This is a genomic window from Streptomyces sp. NPDC048275 (assembly GCF_040652275.1).
Classification (GTDB): Bacteria; Actinomycetota; Actinomycetes; order Streptomycetales; family Streptomycetaceae; genus Streptomyces.
This window is the reverse complement of record NZ_JBEZLR010000009.1, coordinates 91,641-112,219: the sequence shown is the minus strand read 5'-3', so window position 1 is coordinate 112,219 and position 20,579 is coordinate 91,641. Positions and strand designations below refer to the sequence as shown.

The following is a 20,579-nucleotide window of genomic DNA, read 5'->3' as shown; positions in this document are numbered from 1 at the left end:
CATCCGCGCCCCGGTGCTTTGATGGAGATATGACCCTGTTCGTCGGTACGTCGGGGTGGCAGTACAAGGACTGGCGCGACGTCCTGTATCCGGCCGGGGTGCCCATGCGGCTGTGGCTGGAGGAGTACGCGGCGCGGTTCGCCACGGTCGAGATCAACAACGCCTTCTACCGGCTGCCGACCCGGGAGACCTTCGAGGACTGGCGGGAGCGCACCACGCCGGACTTCGTCGTCGCCGTCAAGGCCAGCCGCTACCTGACACACATCAAGCGGCTACGCGACCCCGAGGAGCCGGTGCACCGGCTCCTGAGCCACGCCGCCGGGCTCGGCGACCGGCTCGGACCGGTACTGCTCCAGCTCCCGCCCACCCTGCGCGCCGACCCCGCTCTCCTCGACGGCTGCCTCGCCTGCTTCCCCGCCGACGTCCGCGTCGCGGTCGAACCACGCCACGACTCCTGGTGGACACCGCAGGTGCGCAAGGTACTGGAGGCGCGGGGCGCCGCCCTCTGCTGGGCCGACGTGCTGTCCCGCCCGGTGACCCCGCTGTGGCGGACCGCCGACTGGGGCTACGTCCGCTTCCACGTGGGCCGCGCCGACCCGTGGCCGCACTACGGCCGCCGGGCCCTGACCACCTGGGCCCACCGCATCGCCGACACCTGGCCCGACGACCACGAGATCTACGCGTACTTCAACAACGACCCGCACGCGGCAGCGGTCCAGGACGCGGTGACTTTCGCCCGCGCGGCAACGACAACGGGCCTGACGGTGACCCGCACACCGGCCCACGTGCCCGCGACGTGAACCCTCCTACCCCGCGTAAGCCGCCCGCAGGGCATCCCGTACGGCATCGAGCGCGGCGGACTCCGTCAGGCCGAGGCGGTGTACGCGCTCCGCGTAGACCTGGGCGGCTGTCGCGGCCTCGCGTTCGGCCGCCGAGCCGGCGGCGGCCACGAACGTTCCGTTGCGGCCCCGCGTCTCGATCACCCCGTCCGACTCCAGGGCCCGGTACGCCTTGGCGACCGTGTTCGCGGCGAGACCGAGTTCCTCAGCCAGCCCCCGTACCGTGGGCAGCTTGTAGCCGACCGGCAGCACTCCGGAACGGACCTGCTCGGAGATCTGGGCGCGCACCTGCTCGTAGGGCGCGGCCCCCTCATCGATGTGGATCTTCAGCGTCACGGAGCGATTGTCCCGTACCCGCCGGAAAATGAGAGGCATCGGGACACATCCCACGCGTAGCGTGCGACACCATGACTGTGATCGTTCGCGAACTGCGTCGCGGGGACCGGGCGGACGCCGAGTCCTTCGCCCGCATCCGTCACCTGGCTCTCCCTTTCATGCTCCACACCCCCGAGTCCATCGCCTACGACGTGGAGTACGCCCACCCCGACGCCCACTACCAGCCCCTGCTGGCGCTGGAGGACGGCGAGCCCATCGGCACGGCGAACGTGAGCATGGTGTACGACAGCCCGGAACCCGGGCATGCGCTCGTCAACATCTACGTGCACCCGGAGCGGACGGGCCGCGGCGCGGGCTCCCTGCTGGTGCGCACCGCCGAGAAGCGGCTGGGCGCGCTCGGCGCGACGAGGCTCCACGCCTGGGTCCTGGACCAGCCCGCGAACCGTTCCTTCGCCCAGCGGCACAGCTACCGTCCGAGCCGCTCCGCCCACTTCCTCCGCCTCGACCTGGCGAACGGCGTCCTGCCGCCGCGCCAAGAGCCCCCCGCGGGCGTCGAGCTGCGCACGGCCGCGGACTTCGCGGACGACCCGCGCCCGCTGTTCGAGCTGGACGCGGAGACCCTGCTGGACGAACCGAGCGACGTCGAGCGCGAGTTCACGGACTACGCGGCCTGGCTGCGGGAGACCTGGAACCATCCGCTCCTCAGCCACGAGCTGACCTCGGTCGCGGTGGTCGACGGCCGCCCCGCCGCGTTCAGCGCGGCCCGCACCGACGGTGGCACCCGCTACGGCACCGTCATGACCGGCACCGCCCGCGCCCACCGCGGCCGCGGGCTCGCCAAGCTCGCCAAGAACGACTCCCTGCACCGCGCCCGCGCCGCGGGCCTCACGGAGGCGTTCACGGGCAACGACTCCGGCAACGGGCCGATGCTGGCGATCAACAAGTGGTTCGGCTACGAGGTCTGCGCGACGGAGGTGCAGTATGTCCGCGAACTCGGCTGACACTCCTGCCCTGTTGGAGGTCGTCCTCGTCAAGTCCGGCCGTACGAAGATCCGCTACCCCGCCGAGCTGCTCGCCGACGACGGCACCCGCGTCACCGTGCGCGCACCCTGGGCGGGCGACGGCGTCCGCGACTTCGGCTTCGTACGGTTCGAGCCGGGCGACGTCTTCACCGAGTACTACTGGCGCGACCGCTGGTACGCGGTGAAGGAGGTCCGTGACGTGCGGGGCGTACGGAAGGGCTGGTACTGCGACATCACCCGCCCGGCCACCGTCTCGGGCGGTGAGCTGGTCGTCGAGGATCTCGACCTGGACCTGTGGCGCTCCGCGGACGGCACGGCCGTACTCCGCCTGGACGAGGACGAGTTCGCGGCGAGCGGTCTCGCCACCACCGACCCTCAGGCCGCGGCCGCGGCGCAAGACGCCCTCGACACCCTCGAACGCCTGGCCCTCGAGGGCGGCTTCGAGGCACTGCTCGCCCAGTAGTGCCTCGTCAGGTCCTGTGTCCTGCCCTGCCCTGTCGGTCAGACCTCGGCCAGCACCGCGTACCGCTCGTCCGCCACCTCCCGCCCCCACAGCCGGGCGTCGTCCGACAGCCGCTCCACGCGCAGGTCCGACACGAAGGGCCGGAGGAGGGCGGTCAGCCGGTCGACGGGTATGCCGACGGGGCTCACCGTCCCCCACACCCCCTCGACCAGGACGAGCCGCCCTCCGGGGCGCAGCAGCCCGCACCAGTGCCGCAGGACGCGCTCGGGGTCGGGCAGGGCCCACAGGACGTGCCGGACGAGCAGGACGTCGAACCTCTGCTCACCGACGGACGGCGCCGTCGCGTCACCCACGAGGAACACGGCGTCACGCCCGGCGAGCTTGGCGCGGGCGAGGTCGACCATGCGCGGCGAGAAATCGATCCCGGTGACGCGGTGTCCCCGCTCGGACGCGAGGAGCGACAGGCTGCCGGTGCCGCAGCCGAGATCGAGCACGTCGGAGGGGGCCTCGGGCAGCCATGCGCGCAGCCGCGCCGCCCAGGCCTCCCGCACGGCGGTGTCGCGCAGCCCGTGGTCCGGCTCGTCGTCGAAGGTGGCCGCCTCGGCGTCCCAGTCGACTTCCACACCCGCGTCGACATCGTTCTGACGAAGATTGACCCTGCTCCGACCTGGATTCATGTCGCTGTAACCCGCCATGTGCACCAGGGTGACACCCACCACTGACAGTCGAATCGTGACAGCCGCCACAGACAGATCGCGACCGATGAGGAACTCTCGCCGAAAGGGTCTACCTCCGTACAACGACGGAGTCAGGTAGACGCTAAGGAGGCAGCCATGCGCCGTGTGACCGTGCAGAAGCCCCTGAGGAAGTCGGACTCCCGCCGGGTGCGTGACGAGGCCGACGAGCGTCCGGCCGAGCGCCCGGAGGTCCGAAAGGACATCCACCGCACGTGGTGGCCGGACGGGTGAGCCGCCCGGGCGACCACCACCCGGGCAACCGTCAGCCGAGCCGTTTGCGGTAGTGGATGCGGTCGTACGGACCGTCCACACGGCGCTCCACGACCTCGTACCCGTACTTCGGATAGAGCTCCTGGTTCTCCCACATCATCGCGTTCGTATAGAGCCGGATCTCGGCCAGTCCGAGCGCACGCGCGCGTGCGTCCAGGAACGCCAGCAGCCGTCGCCCCACGCCCTTCCCATGGGCGTCGGGGTGCACGGCGATGCTGTCGAGGAAGAGATGGTCCTCGCAGGCCTCGATCACCACGAGGCCCGTCACGGGCTCCCCCGTGACGAACACCCTCCCCGCGGCCACGTTCGCCGTGTGATCCGCCTCCATGGGCTGGGGCACCACGCCGATGCGCTCGATGTAGTGGTGATACGCGGCGTCGGTCACGTCCTTCACGGCGGCCACGTCGGCGGCGACGGCCGGGCGGATCTCCAGCTCGTTCGAAGCGTTTGTCATGGCCGGAACGGTACCTACCTGATCGCAGTCTCAGCGCTTCCTTAACGCGGCCATAAGGATCTCCCCCACCCGCCTCCAGCAGGCGATTTCGCGGTTTCTTGGGGCTAGCTTGCTGATCACCCCAGGGGTTCACCCCACAGGTTCAGCCCATGCATCCGGGACCGTTTCGAGGAGCTCCCCCATGACTGCACGCCGCAAGGCTGCCTTCGTCGCCGCCGCCGGTGTCGCCCCGCTCGCCCTGACGGCGCTCACCGCCGCGCCGGCCGCCGCGCACGGCACGATGGGCGATCCGGTCAGCCGGGTCTCCCAGTGCTACGCGGAGGGTCCGGAGAGCCCCAGGTCGGCCGCCTGCAAGGCGGTCGTCGCGGCGGGCGGCACCCAGGCGCTGTACGACTGGAACGGCATACGCATCGGCGACGCGAACGGGCAGCACCAGGCGCTGATCCCGGACGGCAAGCTGTGCAGCGCGAACAACGACGAGTTCAAGGGCCTGGACCTGGCCCGCGGGGACTGGCCGACCACGAGCGTGAACAGCGGCTCGTACACCTTCAAGTACCGGGTGACCGCGCCGCACAAGGGCACCTTCAAGGTCTACGTCACCAAGGCCGGTTACGACCCGTCCCAGCCGTTGGCCTGGGACGACCTGGACCTCCGGAACCCGGTCGCCACGGCCACCGATCCGACCGCGTCGGGCGGCTTCTACACGTTCTCCGGCACTCTCCCGCAGCGCTCCGGCAAGCAGTTGCTGTATGCGATCTGGCAGCGGTCGGACAGCCCGGAGGCCTTCTACTCCTGCTCGGACATCACGTACGGCGGGAGCGACAGCGGCACCGGCACCGGCACCGGCACCGGCACCGGCAGTGGTGACGACGGGAGTGGTGACAGCGGCGCCGACAGTGACAGCGGCAGCGGTACGCCGAGCAGTTCTTCCCCGACCCCGACCGCCCCGACCGCCTCGGCACCCTCCGAGGAGCAGATCGAGGCCGGCGCCGACAAGTCGACCGTCGAGCATCACGGCCACGGCGACAACGACGCCAGTACGTCCGCGGAACCCACCACGGCCGCCCCGGTCGCGGAAACCTCCGCCCCGGCCGACCAGGTCCAAGCGGCCGGTGCCTCCGAGAACCTCGCCGAGACCGGCGGCGACGGCACCACCCCGTACCTCGCGATCGGCGGTGCCGCTGCCCTGGCACTGGGTGCGGCGGCGCTGTTCGCCTCGGTCCGCCGCCGCGCGGTGAGCGACGGACGCCACGGCCGCTAGCGGGAGGAACTCCGGGGTCTGTCCGGCGGCTCAGGCCGGACAGACCTCGGCCACGTGCTCAACCGAACACGGACGCGCAGGTGGTCGCGGTGGCGTGCGCCGGGTCGAGGGCGTTGGCCACCTCGTGGAAGGCGATCCGGTCGAAGAGCCCGATCGCCGCGTGCTCGGAGAGGTCGAGCGGACACAGGTCCTGCAGGAGCACGTTGTGGACGTCGGATCCGGTGAGGAACTGCGAGCGGTACGGCGTGACCACCTCGTCGTACTTGGTGGCGATGACCGTGTAGTGGACGCCCGGGACGGTGTCTCCGCCGGCGTTGAGCTTGGTCAGGAACGCGGAGCCGACGACCTGGTCGGCGAGCGCGGGCGTGGCCGTGGACAGCAGGTCCTCGGCGCCGGGGAAGTACGGCAGCAGGTTGGTGAGACCGTTGAGGGTGGTGCCGTGGTTGTCGGGCGCGATGCCGACGAGGGCGTTCACCTTGGCGGCCCCGCCGAGGAACTTGAGGTAGTAACGGGGCATCAGGCCGCCCTGCGAGTGACCGACGAGGTCGGCCTCGGCGGCGCCGCTCGCGGCGAGCACCTTGTCGACGAAGACCTGAAGCTGTTCGGCCGACTTGTCGATGGGCCCGAGGGCGTTGAAGAGCGGGACACCGGACAGTTGCCCGTAGTCGAGGGAGTAGACGCAGTACCCGCGGTTCACCAGGTAGGGCGCGAGGGCCAGCCAGTTGTCCACCGAGTTCGCGAACGTGCCGTGGACGAGGACGACGGGTCGGGGATGGGCGGCGGAGGGCTTGCAGGAGTAGTCGTTCCAGCCACTGCTCGGCGCGGCGGCCTGGGCGGTGGCGGCGGGACCGGCTGCGATCGCACTGGTCAGCAGCAGTGCGGCGAGGAGGGGTCTGAGCAGGCGCTTCCAGGGCAGCATCGGGTGATCTCCTTGCGGCTCAAGGGAGTGACGACGGCGTACGCCCTGTGATCCGGATCACGAGGATGCTGTTCACTCGTCAAGTTACGGACGAGTAGTCCAAGTGTGAAGTTACGCGTCAGTAAAAACTTTCAGCGATGGCCGACAACACCGACGCGCACCAAATAAACGTGATAACGGCCCGTCACCAGGCAGGCCTGATAGGTCCGTTGGGCGCGATACGCACCAACTGGTCACGCAACGCGCGCACTTCACCCTCTCCCAGCAGTTCGCCCCACGTCCGCACGGCGTCGGCAGCCGCCGCCTCCGCCGCGCGCGTGCAGGCCCAGCCGCGCTCGGTCAGCACGATCAGTCGGGCGCGGGCGTCATCAGGGTGCGGCCGCCGCTCCACGTATCCCTTGCGCACCAACTCATCGACGAGCTGACTCGCGGCCTGCTTGGTGACCCCGAGATGAGTGGCGAGGTCGGTGACCGTCGCACCGTCCGGGGCGAGCCGGGTGAACGCGAAGCCGTGCGCGGGCCGCAGCCCCTCGAACCCACGGGCGACGACGCCCTCGTGAATGCGTTGCGTCAGCTCACCGGCGACGGCGAGCAGGGTGGCGGACAAGGCCATGGCGTCGGAGTTCTGCACGCATGAATTGAAACACTCTTGACGGATTGGTCAAGCAACTTGACCATAGACACTGACATAGTCAAGCTTCTTGACCACTTACCTGGAGGCACCCGTGCCCGTCATCCGCTCATCCGAAGCCGTCGTTCACGAGATCCACGGCGCCCGCTTCGTCTCGTACGCCACCCCCCTCAGCGGCAGCAAGGAGTTGTGCGCCTGGCGGGGCGAGATTCCCGCGGGGCACAAGGCTCCGGTGCACACCGTCAACCGCGAGGAGATCTTCCACCTCCTCTCCGGCGAGCTGCTGATCACGCTCGACGGCCGCACCGAGCGGATCACCGCGGGCGACACGGTGATCATCAACCCCGGCGCGACGCTCGGTGTCGAGAACCCGGCCCAGGAGACCGCGGTTTCCTGGGTCACCACCTCCATCGGCTTCCAGGCGGAGCTGGCCGACGGCTCGGTCCTCACCCCGCCGTGGGCGAACTGACCTGACAGTCCGCCATCACTCCAGACACCCAGAAACCGATCTCACGTTCGAATCATGTCGCCGATCAAGGTCGGCGGGAGTTAGAGTAATCGAACGAGCGTACGAGGAACGTTTCGGGCGAATTATCGAAAAGGGGTGGAGTGATGGAGGTGCGGCATGACGGGCTTCGCCCACGTGCACGTCGCGTCCGGTTACTCCGCCCGCTACGGGGCCTCCCACCCTGAGCAGCTCGTCCGGCGGGCGGCCGAGCGGAGCATGGGGGCCCTCGCGCTCACCGACCGGGACACGGTCACCGGAGCCGTCCGGTTCGCCCAGGCCTGCGTGAAGGAAGGGGTCCGGCCGATCTTCGGCGTCGATCTGGCGGTGGAGGCTCTCGCGCCCCCTCCCCCGGCGCAGCGGCGCCGCACCCCTGCGCGCGGCGGCGCGCATGTGATCGAGCCGCCCCTGCGGTTCGTACTGCTCGCGCAGAACCGGGCCGGATGGGCGCGGCTGTGCCGCATCACCTCGGCCGCCCACGCCGGTACCGCGTCGGGGGCGGCACCGGTGGTCGTGCCGTGGGAGGCACTGCGCGAATACGGCGGTCCCGGCCTGACCGTGCTGCTCGGACCGCTCTCCGAACCGGTACGGGCACTGGCGGCGGGCCGGGAGGACGTCGCCGTACGACTGCTGGCGCCCTGGCAGGAGATCTTCGGGAGCGGGATCCGGCTGGAGGCTGTCGCGCAGAAACGTTTCAGCATCGGGCCTGGATCCCTCCGCCTGGCCGCCCGCACCCTGGCGCTGGCCGACCGCACCCGCACCACCGCCGTGCTCTCCAACGCCGTCCGCTATGCCGACCCCGAACAGCACCGGCTTGCTGACGTCCTGGACGCCGCGCGACTGCTGCGCCCCATCGACCGGCGCCGCCTCGACACCGGGCAGCGCTGGCTCAAGGACGAGGGAAGGATGGCGGGCATCGCGCGGCTGATCGCCGAATGCGCCGGAGTGGACGCCCGGCGGGCGCGCCGCCTGCTCGCCGACACCGCTGCCACGGCGGCCGCGTGCACCGTCGACCCGGCGGCAGATCTCGGCCTCGGCACAGCCCACCTCCCGGAACCGGAGATGTTCGGTGCCGAGCCCGGGACGGGCGGCTCGGCCCGGGTGCTGCGCGAGCGGTGCGAGGACGGTATGGCCAGGCGCGGCCTCGACCAGGACCGGACCGCGCGCGACCGGCTGGACGAAGAGCTCTCCGTGATCTCCAAGCTGAACTACTCCTCGTACTTCCTCGCCGTCGGACAGGTCGTCGCCGACATCCGCGCCAAGGGCATCCGGGTCGCGGCCCGCGGCTCGGGCGCGGGCTCGATGGTCTGCCACGCGCTGGACATCGCCACGGCCAACCCGCTCGACCACCGCCTGCTGTTCGAACGCTTCCTCAGCGAACGGCGCGGGACTCTGCCCGACATCGACATCGACGTGGAATCCGCCCGACGGCTGGAGTGCTACGACGCGATCTTCGAACGGTTCGGCAAGGAACGGGTGGCGGTCACCGCGATGCCCGAGACCTACCGCGCCCGCCGCGCCCTGCGCGACACCGGCCTCGCCCTCGGTATCGCACCGGCGGACGTCGACCGGATCGCCAAGAGCTTCCCGCACCTGCGGGCCTCCGACATCACCAGTGCACTCGCCGAGCTGCCCGAACTGCGGCAACTGGCGGCCGAGGCAGGCCGGTACGGGCCGCTGTGGGAGCTGGCCGAGGGGCTCGACTCGCTGGTCCACGGCATGGCCATGCACCCCTGCGGCGTGGTCATCAGCGACGCGACGCTCCTGGACCGGCTGCCGGTGCAGCCGACTCCGCAGGGCGACTACCCGATGGCAATGGCGGCGAAGGAGGAGATCGAGGCGCTGGGCAACATCAAACTGGACGTCCTGGGCGTACGGATGCAGTCCGCGATGGCTCATGCCGTCACCGAGATCGAACGCACGACCGGCAACCGCATCGACCTGAACGATCCACGGCAGGTGCCGCTCGACGACGTCTTCGCCTTCAAGCTCATCCAGGAGAGCCAGACCCTGGGCCTGTTCCAGCTGGAATCACCCGGCCAGCAGGATCTCCTCTCCCGGCTCCAGCCCCGCAACCCGCAGGACGTCATCGCCGACATCAGTCTCTTCCGTCCCGGGCCGGTCGCCGGCGGTATGCCTGAGCGGTACATCGCCGCCCGGCACGGCGGCACACCGTCGTACGCCCACCCGGACCTGGAGCCGGTGCTTTCCGACACCTACGGCGTGACCATCTGGCACGAGCAGATCATCGAGACGTTCTCGGTGATGACCGGCTGCGACTACGCACTGGCCGAGATCGCCCGGCGGGCACTCGGCGACAAGGAGCGGCTGCCGAAGATCAAGGACTGGTTCCACGGCCTGGCACGCGCGCATGGCTACAGCGCAGCCGTCCGGGACGAGGTCTGGAAGACCGTCGAGGCCTTCGGCGCCTACGGCTTCTGCCGGGCCCACGCGGTCGCCTTCGCCGTACCCGCCCTGCAGAGCGCCTGGCTGAAAGCTCATTACCCGGCCTTCCTGCTGGCAGGTCTGCTCGAACACGACCCCGGTATGTGGCCCAAGCGCGTCCTGGTCTCCGACGCCCGCCGCCGCGGCGTACCGATCCTGCCCGTCGACGTCAACCACTCCAGGGCGACGCACACCGTGGAGCAGACCGCCGATCGGCAGTGGGGTGTACGGCTCGCGCTGTCCGCGGTGCACGGCATCAGCGAGGACGAGTGCGCCCGGATCGAGGCGGGGCAGCCTTACGGATCACTGTCGGACTTCTGGCAGCGGGCCCACCCCAGCAGACCGGTCGCCGAGCGTCTCGCGGAGATCGGCGCCTTGGACTCTCTGCAAGACGGCCGCCTCACCCGCCGCGACCTGCTGCTCCAGATCGCCGAACTCCACCGGGCCTCCCGTACCCGGTCCGCGGGCAAAGGCCAACTGCCCTTGCAGGCGGGCGCGGTCGGCGGGGCGGAGCCGAGCGGTCTGCCGGAGATGACCGGGCGCGAAGCCCTGAGCGCCGAGCTGAGCACCCTCGGCATCGACGTCTCCAAACACCTGATGGAGCACCACCACCGGCTGCTGCGCGAAATCGGCGCGACCGACGCGGCCCACCTGGCCGGCCTGCGCGCCGGGCAGCAGGTCCTCGTCGCCGGTGTGCGGGCCTCGACCCAGACCCCGCCGATCGCCAGCGGCAAGCGCATCATCTTCGTCACCCTGGAGGACGGCTCCGGCCTGGTCGACCTGGCCTTCTTCGAGGACTCCCACCCGGCCTGCGCGCACACCGTCTTCCACAGCGGGCTGCTGCTGGTCCGCGGCACGGTCCAGGTGCGCGGCACCCGCCGTACCGTCGTCGGCACCATGGCCTGGGACCTGGACGAGATTGCCGCGGCTCGCCGAGACGAGGGTCCCGAGGCTGCACTTGCCCTCCTCGGCGCCAGCCACCCGCACCCGACCCCTGCACAGCCGCAGCGGACCCTGGTCAACGGCACCACAGGCGCTCGGCTGCACCCGTATGCCGACCTGCAGCCCGCCGGTAACCGTTCGGCCGATCTGAAGAAGTTCGGCTACACCAGCCCGGGGAGCGCAGGATGACCACCCGTCAGCGGCACATCGCCCACCTCCATCTGCACGCCACACTGACCGAGGATCAGTATGCCGACATAATCGAACTGATGTCCGGCATCACGCCTCATGTCCAGGCCGTCCCGCCCAACGCTGTCCAGCTCGATCTGACATCGGCACTCAGATACTTCGACCTGTCCCCCTACGACGTGGTCCAGCTGGCGAAGATGAGGCTGAAGGCCCTCTATGACATCGACAGCAGCGCCGGCCTCGCCGGCAACCGCATGCTGGCCGCCATGGCGGCCGACGCGTCGGCGCCGGGTGACACCACCTGGATCCGTGACGGGCAGGCCGCCGACTGGCTCCACCCCCGCCCGGTCACCGCGCTGCCGGGCATCGGCCGCGCCACAGCGGAAACGCTCAACAGATATGGGCTGCACGCCATCGGTCAGATCGCCGACCTGCCCGCGGCAACCCTGCAGCGACTCCTCGGAGCCGGCTCGGCCCGGCTGCTGGCCGAGCGCGCCCGCGGCCATGATCCCCGCCCGGTCAGCCCTTCGGAACCGGCAGCGCACCTGGTCGCCGACCTCGTGCTGGAGCGGGACTGCCTGGACCCGGCACAGCATCACCGAGCGGTCCTGGGACTTGCCGACCGGATCGGCCAACGTCTGCGCGGGGAAAGGCAGATCGCCGGCCGGCTCGCCCTCACTGTGCGGTACGCCGACCGCAGCTCCACCACACGTACCCGCGGGCTGTCGGAACCCACCAACCACTCACCAGCCCTTGCCGCAACTGCCCTGGGGCTGTTGACCGCCCTGGGGCTGCAGCGGGCACGAGTCCGGGCCTTCGCTGTCCGTGCCGACCACTTGCTGCCGGCCGGCAGTGCCTACTGGCAGCTCTCTCTGGATCCTGGCGATGCTCGTGCCCGCGCAGCCGAAGCCGCCGCAGATCGCGCCCGCCGACGCTTCGGGCCGGAGGCTGTACGTCCAGCAGCTCTGGCGGACTGACCGCTCGCGCCAAGAGCCACTGGTTCCTGACGACTGGCACGCGCCCGCGGCTACACCGCGGCTGTCAACCTTACGGGGCGCAACTTCAGGGTGCACGGCGGAAGCTGTGAGTCCAGGTGACACCGCTTGTTTCACTTCTTGAAACAACGTCAGCATGAGACGCCTCGACCGAAGGCGGGACGGACGTCGACCCGTGCACCAGGAGCGTCCGTTCCTCATTCCGACAGGGAGTCCCTGTGAGCTTGCGAGACGTCCCCCACCCCGACCACGACACCGAGGGCATCGGCCGCCGCCGTTTACTCGGGAGCGCCGTCGGCGCCGCGGCCGGCGCCACACTGCTGGGCAACCTGACAGCCGGACCCGCGTCAGCCGCCTCCCGGGGCGCCGACGATCGTCCGGTGCATACGCGGTCCGGCCTGGTGACCGGTGTCCCGGCTGTCCTGGACGGGATCACCGTCTACAAGGGCATCCCCTACGCGGCCTCGACCGCCGGTGAAAACCGCTGGCGTGCCCCGCAGACCGCGCCGTCCTGGACGGGCGTACGCGCGGCCGACACCTGGGGTGCCGCCTGCCCTCAGCCGGTCACAGGCATCGCCGCCGACAAGGTGCCGCCGCTGAGCGAGGACTGCCTGAACCTCAATGTCTGGACCGGCGCGGCCAGTTCGAGCGAGCGCCGCCCCGTGTTCGTGTGGATCTACGGCGGCCGCAACTCCGCGATGTGGGCCTCGCAGCCGGTGTACGACGGTGCCAACCTGGCGGCCAAGGGCGCGGTCGTCGTCACCTACAACCACCGCGTCGGCGCCTTCGGTAACCTCGCTCACCCCGAGCTGAGCGCGGAGGGCGGGCACGGCGGCTCCGGCAACTGGGGTGTGCTGGACACGGTGGAGGTGCTGAAGTGGATCCAGGACAACATCGCCGCGTTCGGCGGTGACCCGGATCGGGTGACCATAGCCGGCTGGTCCCACGGCTCGTCGTTCGTGAACATCCTGATGATCTCGCGGCTGGCCCGGGGCCTGTACCACCGGGCGCTGCTCGCGGCCGGCGTGCAATACACCAAGGACCCGGCGCTCGGTCATGTGGCGGGCGGCTACGACACGTTGGCCACCGCCGAGGCCAACGGCACAGCGTTCGGCGACTACATGGGCGCCTCCTCGCTGGCCGGCCTGCGGGCGCTGACCGCGGACGAGATCGTGACGAAGGTCTACGCCCCGGGTGCGCCGGCCACCGGCACCGACTTCGGCAACGTCCTGGACGGCCATGTCCTGCCGACCACCTACACCGCCGCCATGGAGTCCGGTGCCGAGGTCGACGTGCCGGTCCTGACCGGCAACAACAGGGACGAGAACGGCGCCTCACCGACCCTCGCGATGACCGTCGCCCAGTACCAGGCGTACGCGCAGACCACCTTCGGCCATCGGGCGGCGGAGTTCCTGGCGCTCTACCCGGCGAGCACCGACACGGAGGCGGCCGCGCAGTACAACAACTACGCGCGCGACGAGGAACGTGTCTCCACCTTCCTGTGGGGCACCCAGTTCCGCAACACCGCCGGCAACCGCAGCCCCATCTACAACTACTGGTGGACCCACGCCCCTCCCGGCTCCGACACCACCAACCCGATCGAGCCCGCGAACGGCGCGGGCGCCTACCACGGCGCGGAGAAGTACTACCTCTTCGGCAACCTCTACGGCACCGACCGCCCCTGGACCGAGTCCGACTACGCGATCGCCGACACCACGTCCTCGTACGTCGCGAACTTCGTAGCCACCGGCAACCCCAACGGCCGCTCCCTGCCCGCCTGGCCCGCCCTGCGCACGACGAAGCCGCTCTCCATGGAACTCGGCGACCACTTCACCACCCTCCCGGCGGCCGACAGCGACGCCAAGTACGCCTTCCTGAAGGACTATCTGCAGTCCCAGACGACGGCGTATTGATCCTGAAGGGCACAAGGAAGGACAGCGGCGGCCGTGCGCGCTGAGAACGGTGCCTGACGGGGGTATCTCCCCTGTCCAGGCGCCGTTTTCTGCCTCTGGAAGAAGCCGAGCGTCTTCGCCGTGCTCAAGAGCGCCCGGCTGTCGACCGACTCTCGTGACCAATACGCTTCGATGCCGAACGGCGCCACATGCCTGCCGGCCGGACCGCCGCCGAATCGGTGGTCCGGCTGAAGAACGACGACGCGATCCTGCCCTTGGACCCTGGCGCACACATGAGCGTCGCGATGATCAGGGAATTCATACTCCGCCGACCGGGGAACGTCCGACTCCGTCGAACCGTCTATCGCCGCTGGTCGCGTTGGGCGGCGAGGCGGATGGTGGTGTTGGCCGCGCCGTAGCCGTGGTAGCCGCTGGTGCGCTGGACGATCTCGAAGCGGATGCGGCCGACGGTCGCTGTGTAGAAGTGGCGGAACTCGCCGCCCTGTTCGTCTCGGTCGTAGAGGATGCCCAGGTCGCGGTAGGTGTCCAGCTCGCCGGGTGAGAACTCGAAACGGGCGTCGAGGTCGTCGTAGTAGTTGGCCGGGACGGGGAGCAGTTCGGTGCCGGCGGCCCGGATGCGGCGGGCGGTGTCGGTGATGTCGCCGGTGGTGAAGGCGATGTGCTGGGCCCGGGTGCCCTGCTCCTCCGGGGCGGGCGCGAGGTTCAGTACGAGGCGTAGCCCGTCCCCGGCGCCGGACGCACTGCTGGTGAGGGCGCGGCTGCGGAGCAGTCCGTACGGGTCGGCCACCTCGACGGTCTCGTGCGGGAGGAGGCCCAGAACGCTGCGGTGGAAGAGGACGGCTTCGTCGAACTGGTGCCAGGGCTGGGTCAGCGCAATGTGGTCGACGCCGGTGATGCCTGCCGGGGCGGCGGCTCGCTCGACGCTCCTCTGCACCAGCGGCAATCCTGCTCACCCGCAGCAGCCACCAGATGGCACAGATGATGGAAAAAAGATGTATCCAATGACGTGATAATGATGGATTCTGCCCCTTCAGTAATGCCCTGCGACCCACCTACCGTTGCGCCCATGTAAACGGCCTGGCCGTTGGCTGATCAGTACTTCTTCGGCCTTGTGAGAGGTCCTTCGGGAGCTCCTCGGAGAGCCACGGACCAGCCTTGACGGTTTCTGGAGGGAGAAGGCAATGGCGCCTGCGGAACTACTCATCGGAAGCCGGTGGCAAGCGTCGGCAGGATCGGGACGGACCCGGGACGTGACGTCGCCCTTCGACGGCTCGACCGTCGGCACCGTGGGGGTGGCCGGTCCTGAGGACGTCGAGGCGGCCCTGGCGGCGGCGGAGCGGGGTGCCGCGGTATGGCGGCGTACACCCGCTCACGAGCGGATGACGATCCTGCTGCGTGCGGCGGAACTCGCCGACCAGCGAGCCGGCAAGATCGCGCAGACCATCAGCGCGGAGTCGGGCAAGACCATCACCGAGGCCACCGGCGAGGCGTCACGATCCGGGGACCTGATCCGGCTCGCGGCCTTCGAGGGCACCCAGCTCTACGGCGAGACACTGCCGTTGGACGCCAACCGCGGCACCGGGCAGGACAAGGTGGGCTTCACGCTGCGCCAGCCGTGCGGAGTCGTGGTGGCCATCACGCCGTTCAACTACCCCTCGCTGCTCGTGCTGCACAAACTGGCGCCCGCGCTCGCGGCGGGCAACGCGGTCGTCCTCAAGCCGGCCACCTCGACACCGCTGACCGCGCTGGAGCTCGCCGAGTGCTTCGTGGACGCCGGGCTTCCCGAGGGCGTGCTCTCGGTGCTCGTCGGCTCCGGCGGGGTGCTGGGGGACGCTCTTGTGACCGACCCCCGCGTACGGAAGATCTCCTTCACCGGCTCCACGGCGACCGGCGAGCACATCGCGCGGGTCGCCGGGGTGAAGAAGCTCTCCCTCGAACTGGGCGCCTCCTGCCCGGTCGTCGTACTGCCCGACGCCGATCTCGAACTGGCCGCGAGCGCCGTCGCGTTGGGCGGCTACGTCAACGCCGGGCAGGTGTGCATCTCCGTCCAGCGAGTGATCACGCACCCCGATATCACCGCGGACTTCCTTGACGCTCTCGTCCCCAAGGTCCGGGCCATCCGGACCGGGGACCCGTCGTCCCCCGAGACGACCATGGGCACCCTGATCACCACCACCGAGGCGGAACGGGTGGAGCGGGCCATCGCCCGGGCCGGGGCGGACGGCGCACGCGTCCTGACCGGCGGCGAGCGCGACGGCGCCGTGGTGCAGCCTGCTGTGGTCGCCGACGTGGATCCCGAATCGGCGTTCAGCCAAGACGAGTTGTTCGGTCCGGCGATCGCCGTCAGCTCGGCCGCCGACTGGGAGTCCGCCATCGCCCAGGCCAACGGCACCGCCTACGGCCTCGGCGCGGGGATCTTCACCTCCGACGTCGCCGGAGCGGTCCGCGCCATCCGGGAGATCGACGCCGGTTCCGTCCACATCAACTGGACGCCCCTGTGGCGTGCCGACCTGATGCCGTACGGCGGCCTGAAGGGCAGCGGCTACGGCAAGGAAGGCCCCCGCGCCGCGGTCAGCGAGATGACCGAGGTCAAGACCGTCGTGCTGCACGGCCGCCCCTGGTGACGCGGCCGCGTCCCCGTACACACCCCCGATCAGGAGCCGACTCATGACCGACCGGACGCAACAGGGCACGGTGCGTCTCACCGTCGCCCAGGCCGTCGTCACCTACCTCTCCCGGCAGTACTCCGTGGCCGACGGCCACCGCCGCCGACTCATACCGGCCGCGCTGGGCATCTTCGGACACGGCAACGTGGCCGGCCTCGGCCAGGCCCTCGACCAGCTCAGCGACCAACTCCCCTTCGTCCAGGGCCGTAACGAGCAGGCGCTGGTCCACATCGCGACGGCCTACGGCAAGGCGACCAAGCGGCACGCCACCCTCGCCGTGACCGCCTCCATCGGCCCGGGCGCCCTGAACATGGTGACCGGCGCGGGCCTCGCCACCGTCAACCGGCTGCCCGTCCTGCTGCTGCCGGGCGACACGTACGCGACCCGTCACCAGGGGCCCGTACTCCAGCAGTTGCAGCACCCCGTCGAGGCCGACGCCTCGGTGAACGACGCCTTCCGGCCCGTCTCCCGCTTCTTCGACCGCATCACCCGGCCCGAGCAGCTCCTGACCGCGCTGCCCGCGGCGATGCGGGCCCTCACCGACGTCGACACCGGCGCGGTCGTCCTCTCCCTCCCGCAGGACATCCAGTCCCACGCCTACGACTACCCGGCGGAGTTCTTCGCCGAGCGCGACTGGCCGATCCGCCGTCCGGCGCCCGACGCCGACGAGGTCGCGGCAGTGGCGCGGATGCTCGCCGAGGCGGAGAAGCCGCTGATCATCGCCGGTGGCGGCGTCGTGTACTCCGGTGCCACCGAGGAGTTGGAGGCCCTCGCCGACGCGGCGGGCATCCCTGTCACGGAGACGTTCGCGGGCAAGGGCGCCATCCAGCGCCGCGCCTGGTGGCAGCTCGGCGGCATCGGCCTCGAGGGCACTCCGGCGGTCAACGTCCTTGCCCGGGAAGCCGACTTCGTGCTCACCGTGGGCTCGCGGCTGACGGACTTCGCCACCGCCTCGCACTCCGTCTTCCAGAACCCGGACGTGCGGTTCGCGAGCATCAACGTCAACGTGCACGACGCGGGCCGCCTGGGCGCGACCGGCATCGTGGCCGACGCCAAGCGGGCCCTGGCCGCGCTGGCAGATGTCGTACGGGCGAACGGCACCACCACGCCGGCCGCCTGGCAGGAGAAGGTGCGCACCCTGGACGAGCAGTGGCGGGAGCAGCGTGCCGCCGCGCTCGACCCGGACATCCCCTTCGACTTCGCGTCGCTGCCCGACGACTCCGACGTCGTACGCGACACCGAGGCGGTCCTCACCCAGGGCCAGTTGATCGGTCTGCTCCAGGAGCACGCACGGTCCGGTGACACGATCATCGCCGCCGCCGGCGGTCCGCCCGGCGACCTGCAGAAGGTGTGGGACGCCACCGAAGGCCGTTTCGCCCACCTGGAGTTCGGCTTCTCCTGCATGGGCTACGAGCTGCCCGCCGCGATCGGGGTCCGCTTCGCCGAGCCGGACCCGTCGAAGCGGGTGCTGTCCCTACTGGGCGACGGAACCTTCCTCATGGCGCCGACCGAGCTGGTGACGGCGGCCCAGGAGAGGCTTCCGGTCACGATCGTCATCCCGGAGAACCACGGCTACCAGGTCATCCACCGACTCCAGATGGGGCGCAACGGGCGGGAGTTCGGCAACGAGTTCCGCTACCGCGACGGCAGCCTGGAGATCGGCTCCGGCAAGCCCGCCCGCCTGGAGGGCGACTATCTCCAGGTCGACCTCGTCAAGATCTCGGAGGGCCTCGGCGCTCGTGCCGTCCGCGCCACGACTGCCGACGAGGTACGTACCGCGCTGGCCGAGACCCGCGACCACAACGGCCCGGTCGTCCTCGTCGTCCCCGTGATCCCGCACGCCGACCTGCCCGGCGCCGGGGTCTGGTGGGACGTGGCCCCGGCCGAGGTCTCCGAGCAGGAAACGGTCGCGCGGCTGCGCGGCGAGTACGAAGAGGGTCTGGCGTCCCAGAGGTGGTACGGATGAACCGCTCTCCCTTGGACCACGGCCGCCTGCGCTCCCGACTCGCCGCCGGTGAGGCCACCCTGGGCACCTTCGTGGGCACCGCCTCCCCGGTCACGGCCGAGGTGTGCGCCGCAGCCGGGGCCGACTGGCTGCTGCTCGACCTCGAACACGGCGCGGGTGGAGAGGAGCAGGCCCGTACGACCGTCCCGATCGCGGCGGCCTACGGCGTCCCGACCGTCGTACGGGTGGAGTCCGCGGCCCGCATCCGCATCGGCCGCGTCCTCGACCTGGGCGCCGCCGGGATCATGCTGCCCCGCCTCGACACGGCGGCCGAAGTCCGGGAAGCGCTACGGCACTTGAGGTACCCGCCTGCGGGGGACCGGGGCGTGGCCACCTACAACCGGGCGTGCCGCTTCGGGCTCGACGCCGGGGCTCTGGACCGGGCGGGCGAGCTCCTCGGTGTGGTCCAGATCGAGTCGGCGGCCGCGCTGTCGGAGGTCGAGGAGATCGCGGCGCTGGACGGCGTCGACGTCCTGTTCGTCGGCCCCCGCGACCTCAGTCACGACCTCGGCGTGCCCGGCGAGTTCGACGCACCGGTCTACCGAGATGCTCTGGAGCGCGTCCGCAAGGCCGCTGCCGCGCACGGCAAGGCCTGCGGACTGCTCGTCCCCGACGGTGCGGCCGCGGCCGCCAAACGGACCGAGGGCTGGACGTTCATCGCCATCGGCTCCGACGCGACCCTGCTCGCGGCAGCCCTGTCCGCCGCGCTCGATCAGGCCCGGCCCCAGCCCCAGGACTCTCAGGACAACTCCCAGGAGACACGATCATGAACCCCACCACCCCGGACGCCGCACGTGAGATCGGCGTCGGACTGATCAGCGTCGGCTGGATGGGCAAGCTCCACAGCCGCGCCTACCAGGCCCTGCCGTCCGTCTACCCCGAGCTGGGCATCAAGCCCCGTCTGGTGCACGCCGCCGACACGGCGGAGGACCGCGCGGCCTACGCCCGTGACGTCCTCGGCTATGCGAAGGCCACCACCGACTACCGCGCCGTCCTCGACGACCCGGACGTCGAGGTCGTCTCGATCTGCGCACCCAACCTCCTCCACCACGAGATCGGCATCGCCGCCGCCAAGGCCGGCAAGCCGTTCTGGATCGAGAAGCCCGTCGGGCGCGGCGCCGAGGAGACCGCCGAGGTCGCCGCCGCGGCCCGCGCTGCCGGGGTCGTCACCTCCATCGGCTACAACTACCGGCACGCCCCCGCCGTCGAGCGGGCCCGCGAGCTGATCGCCGAGGGGCGCCTGGGCCGTATCACCAACGTGCGCGCCACCTTCTTCTCCGGCTACGCCTCCGAGCCCAAGGGCGCCCTGTCCTGGCGCTTCAAGCGGGACCTGGCCGGGCACGGCGCGCTCGGCGACCTCATGAGCCACGTCGTGGACCTCGTCAGCTACGTCGTCGCCCCGATCGACGAGGTCTCCGCCCTCACCAGCACCGTCTACACCGAGCGCCCGATCCTGCCCATGGGCTCGGGTACGCACTTCGCGGTGATCGAGGACGGTGAGATGGCGGCCGTGGAGAACGACGACTACAGCGCCGCCCTCGTCCGCTTCAGCGGCGGAGCCGTCGGCACCCTGGAGGCGTCCCGCATCATCGTCGGCCCGCAGTGCGGCATCGGCTTCGAGATCTACGGCACCGACGGCTCGGTGACCTGGAACTTCGAGCGCATGAACGAGCTGCGCGTCGCCCTCGACCGCAGCGGCCCCCACCAGGGCTACACCACCGTGCTCGGCAACGGCCACATGGGCGACTACGCCAGCTTCCAGCCCGGCCCCGGCAACAGCATGGGCTACGACGACCTCAAGGTGATCGAGGCCAAGAAGTTCCTGGCCGCCGTGGCCGGCCTCGAGCACCACAACTCGACGATCGAGGACGCACACGCCGTCGCCGAGGTGATCGCGGCGGCAGCGGCCTCCGCGGAGAGCGGCTCCTGGCAGCCGGTGCCCGAGGTACCGGGGGCGCACTTCGGTCACCCGGTGCGGAGTTGATCG

18 protein-coding genes and 1 pseudogene are annotated in these 20,579 nt (G+C 70.5%); 13 read left to right on the top strand and 6 right to left on the bottom strand.

The genetic code is table 11. The annotated features are described in order from the left end of the window. Nucleotides 1–29 precede the first annotated feature (29 nt). Nucleotides 30–800 (top strand): DUF72 domain-containing protein, encoded by a 771-nt coding sequence (locus AB0D57_RS08560; RefSeq protein ID WP_362068822.1) that lies wholly within the window; start codon nucleotides 30–32, stop codon nucleotides 798–800. A gap of 6 nt (nucleotides 801–806) precedes the next feature. Here AB0D57_RS08560 and AB0D57_RS08555 read toward each other — a convergent pair whose 3' ends face one another. Further along, nucleotides 807–1,175 carry a GntR family transcriptional regulator gene (locus tag AB0D57_RS08555; protein WP_362068819.1) on the bottom strand — a complete coding sequence of 123 codons (369 nt, stop codon included), beginning with the start codon at nucleotides 1,173–1,175 and terminating at the stop codon, nucleotides 807–809. A 71-nt stretch (nucleotides 1,176–1,246) separates the two neighbouring features. Between AB0D57_RS08555 and AB0D57_RS08550 the strand changes: the two genes are divergently transcribed. Next, nucleotides 1,247–2,176: a GNAT family N-acetyltransferase gene (locus AB0D57_RS08550; RefSeq protein WP_362068816.1), complete on the top strand. Its 930-nt coding sequence runs from the start codon at nucleotides 1,247–1,249 to the stop codon at nucleotides 2,174–2,176. After that, nucleotides 2,157–2,660, top strand: a complete 504-nt coding sequence (locus tag AB0D57_RS08545) for a DUF402 domain-containing protein (RefSeq protein WP_362068812.1) — start codon at nucleotides 2,157–2,159, stop codon at nucleotides 2,658–2,660. Before AB0D57_RS08550 ends, AB0D57_RS08545 begins: the two co-directional genes overlap by 20 nt. A gap of 38 nt (nucleotides 2,661–2,698) precedes the next feature. Here the strand turns inward: AB0D57_RS08545 and AB0D57_RS08540 are convergent, their stop codons facing one another. Next, nucleotides 2,699–3,337 carry a class I SAM-dependent methyltransferase gene (locus AB0D57_RS08540; protein ID WP_362068937.1) on the bottom strand — a complete coding sequence of 213 codons (639 nt, stop codon included), beginning with the start codon at nucleotides 3,335–3,337 and terminating at the stop codon, nucleotides 2,699–2,701. 156 nt (nucleotides 3,338–3,493) lie between these two features. Here AB0D57_RS08540 and AB0D57_RS08535 point away from each other — a divergent pair, with 156 nt between their 5' ends. Then, on the top strand, nucleotides 3,494–3,628 hold the full coding sequence (locus tag AB0D57_RS08535) for a hypothetical protein (RefSeq protein ID WP_362068809.1): 135 nt from the start codon (nucleotides 3,494–3,496) through the stop codon (nucleotides 3,626–3,628). Between the two features lie 31 nt (nucleotides 3,629–3,659). Here AB0D57_RS08535 and AB0D57_RS08530 read toward each other — a convergent pair whose 3' ends face one another. Then, a complete protein-coding gene (locus AB0D57_RS08530; RefSeq protein WP_362068806.1) occupies nucleotides 3,660–4,121 on the bottom strand; it encodes a GNAT family N-acetyltransferase in 462 nt (153 codons plus the stop codon). A 181-nt stretch (nucleotides 4,122–4,302) separates the two neighbouring features. Here AB0D57_RS08530 and AB0D57_RS08525 point away from each other — a divergent pair, with 181 nt between their 5' ends. Next, on the top strand, nucleotides 4,303–5,382 hold the full coding sequence (locus AB0D57_RS08525; protein ID WP_362068803.1) for a lytic polysaccharide monooxygenase: 1,080 nt from the start codon (nucleotides 4,303–4,305) through the stop codon (nucleotides 5,380–5,382). Between the two features lie 58 nt (nucleotides 5,383–5,440). Here AB0D57_RS08525 and AB0D57_RS08520 read toward each other — a convergent pair whose 3' ends face one another. Together AB0D57_RS08520 and AB0D57_RS08515 are read right to left on the bottom strand one after the other, a co-directional pair. After that, the gene (locus AB0D57_RS08520) at nucleotides 5,441–6,301 is read right to left on the bottom strand and encodes an alpha/beta fold hydrolase (protein WP_362068800.1); all 861 of its coding nucleotides are present in this window, start codon (nucleotides 6,299–6,301) and stop codon (nucleotides 5,441–5,443) included. Nucleotides 6,302–6,485: 184 nt separating this feature from the next. Beyond that, nucleotides 6,486–6,932, bottom strand: coding sequence for a MarR family transcriptional regulator (locus tag AB0D57_RS08515; protein WP_362068797.1), 447 nt, complete (start codon nucleotides 6,930–6,932; stop codon nucleotides 6,486–6,488). Nucleotides 6,933–7,026: 94 nt separating this feature from the next. Here AB0D57_RS08515 and AB0D57_RS08510 point away from each other — a divergent pair, with 94 nt between their 5' ends. The 4 genes from AB0D57_RS08510 to AB0D57_RS08495 all read left to right on the top strand — a co-directional run bounded on the left by AB0D57_RS08510 (nucleotide 7,027) and on the right by AB0D57_RS08495 (nucleotide 13,921). After that, nucleotides 7,027–7,401, top strand: coding sequence for a cupin domain-containing protein (locus AB0D57_RS08510; protein ID WP_362068934.1), 375 nt, complete (start codon nucleotides 7,027–7,029; stop codon nucleotides 7,399–7,401). 156 nt (nucleotides 7,402–7,557) lie between these two features. Continuing rightward, nucleotides 7,558–11,013, top strand: a complete 3,456-nt coding sequence (dnaE, locus tag AB0D57_RS08505; protein ID WP_362068794.1) for a DNA polymerase III subunit alpha — start codon at nucleotides 7,558–7,560, stop codon at nucleotides 11,011–11,013. Beyond that, nucleotides 11,010–11,990, top strand: a complete 981-nt coding sequence (locus tag AB0D57_RS08500) for an ImpB/MucB/SamB family protein (RefSeq protein ID WP_362068791.1) — start codon at nucleotides 11,010–11,012, stop codon at nucleotides 11,988–11,990. The genes dnaE and AB0D57_RS08500 overlap by 4 nt, the downstream gene beginning before the upstream one ends. A 236-nt stretch (nucleotides 11,991–12,226) precedes the next feature. Continuing rightward, nucleotides 12,227–13,921, top strand: a complete 1,695-nt coding sequence (locus AB0D57_RS08495) for a carboxylesterase family protein (protein ID WP_362068788.1) — start codon at nucleotides 12,227–12,229, stop codon at nucleotides 13,919–13,921. Between the two features lie 340 nt (nucleotides 13,922–14,261). Here the strand turns inward: AB0D57_RS08495 and AB0D57_RS08490 are convergent. Further along, nucleotides 14,262–14,807: pseudogene (locus tag AB0D57_RS08490) on the bottom strand (VOC family protein); the annotation flags it as partial. A gap of 295 nt (nucleotides 14,808–15,102) precedes the next feature. Here AB0D57_RS08490 and AB0D57_RS08485 point away from each other — a divergent pair. Genes AB0D57_RS08485 through AB0D57_RS08470 form a run of 4 tightly spaced genes read left to right on the top strand, consistent with a single transcriptional unit; the run spans nucleotide 15,103 to nucleotide 20,576 of the window. Further along, the gene (locus AB0D57_RS08485; protein WP_362068785.1) at nucleotides 15,103–16,545 is read left to right on the top strand and encodes an aldehyde dehydrogenase family protein; all 1,443 of its coding nucleotides are present in this window, start codon (nucleotides 15,103–15,105) and stop codon (nucleotides 16,543–16,545) included. 43 nt (nucleotides 16,546–16,588) lie between these two features. Further along, complete coding sequence (iolD, locus tag AB0D57_RS08480) at nucleotides 16,589–18,553, top strand: 3D-(3,5/4)-trihydroxycyclohexane-1,2-dione acylhydrolase (decyclizing) (protein WP_362068782.1); 1,965 nt, start codon at nucleotides 16,589–16,591, stop codon at nucleotides 18,551–18,553. Next, nucleotides 18,550–19,362, top strand: a complete 813-nt coding sequence (locus AB0D57_RS08475; RefSeq protein ID WP_362068779.1) for an aldolase/citrate lyase family protein — start codon at nucleotides 18,550–18,552, stop codon at nucleotides 19,360–19,362. The genes iolD and AB0D57_RS08475 overlap by 4 nt, the downstream gene beginning before the upstream one ends. Next, nucleotides 19,359–20,576 (top strand): Gfo/Idh/MocA family oxidoreductase, encoded by a 1,218-nt coding sequence (locus tag AB0D57_RS08470; protein ID WP_362068776.1) that lies wholly within the window; start codon nucleotides 19,359–19,361, stop codon nucleotides 20,574–20,576. The genes AB0D57_RS08475 and AB0D57_RS08470 overlap by 4 nt, the downstream gene beginning before the upstream one ends. Nucleotides 20,577–20,579 lie beyond the last annotated feature (3 nt).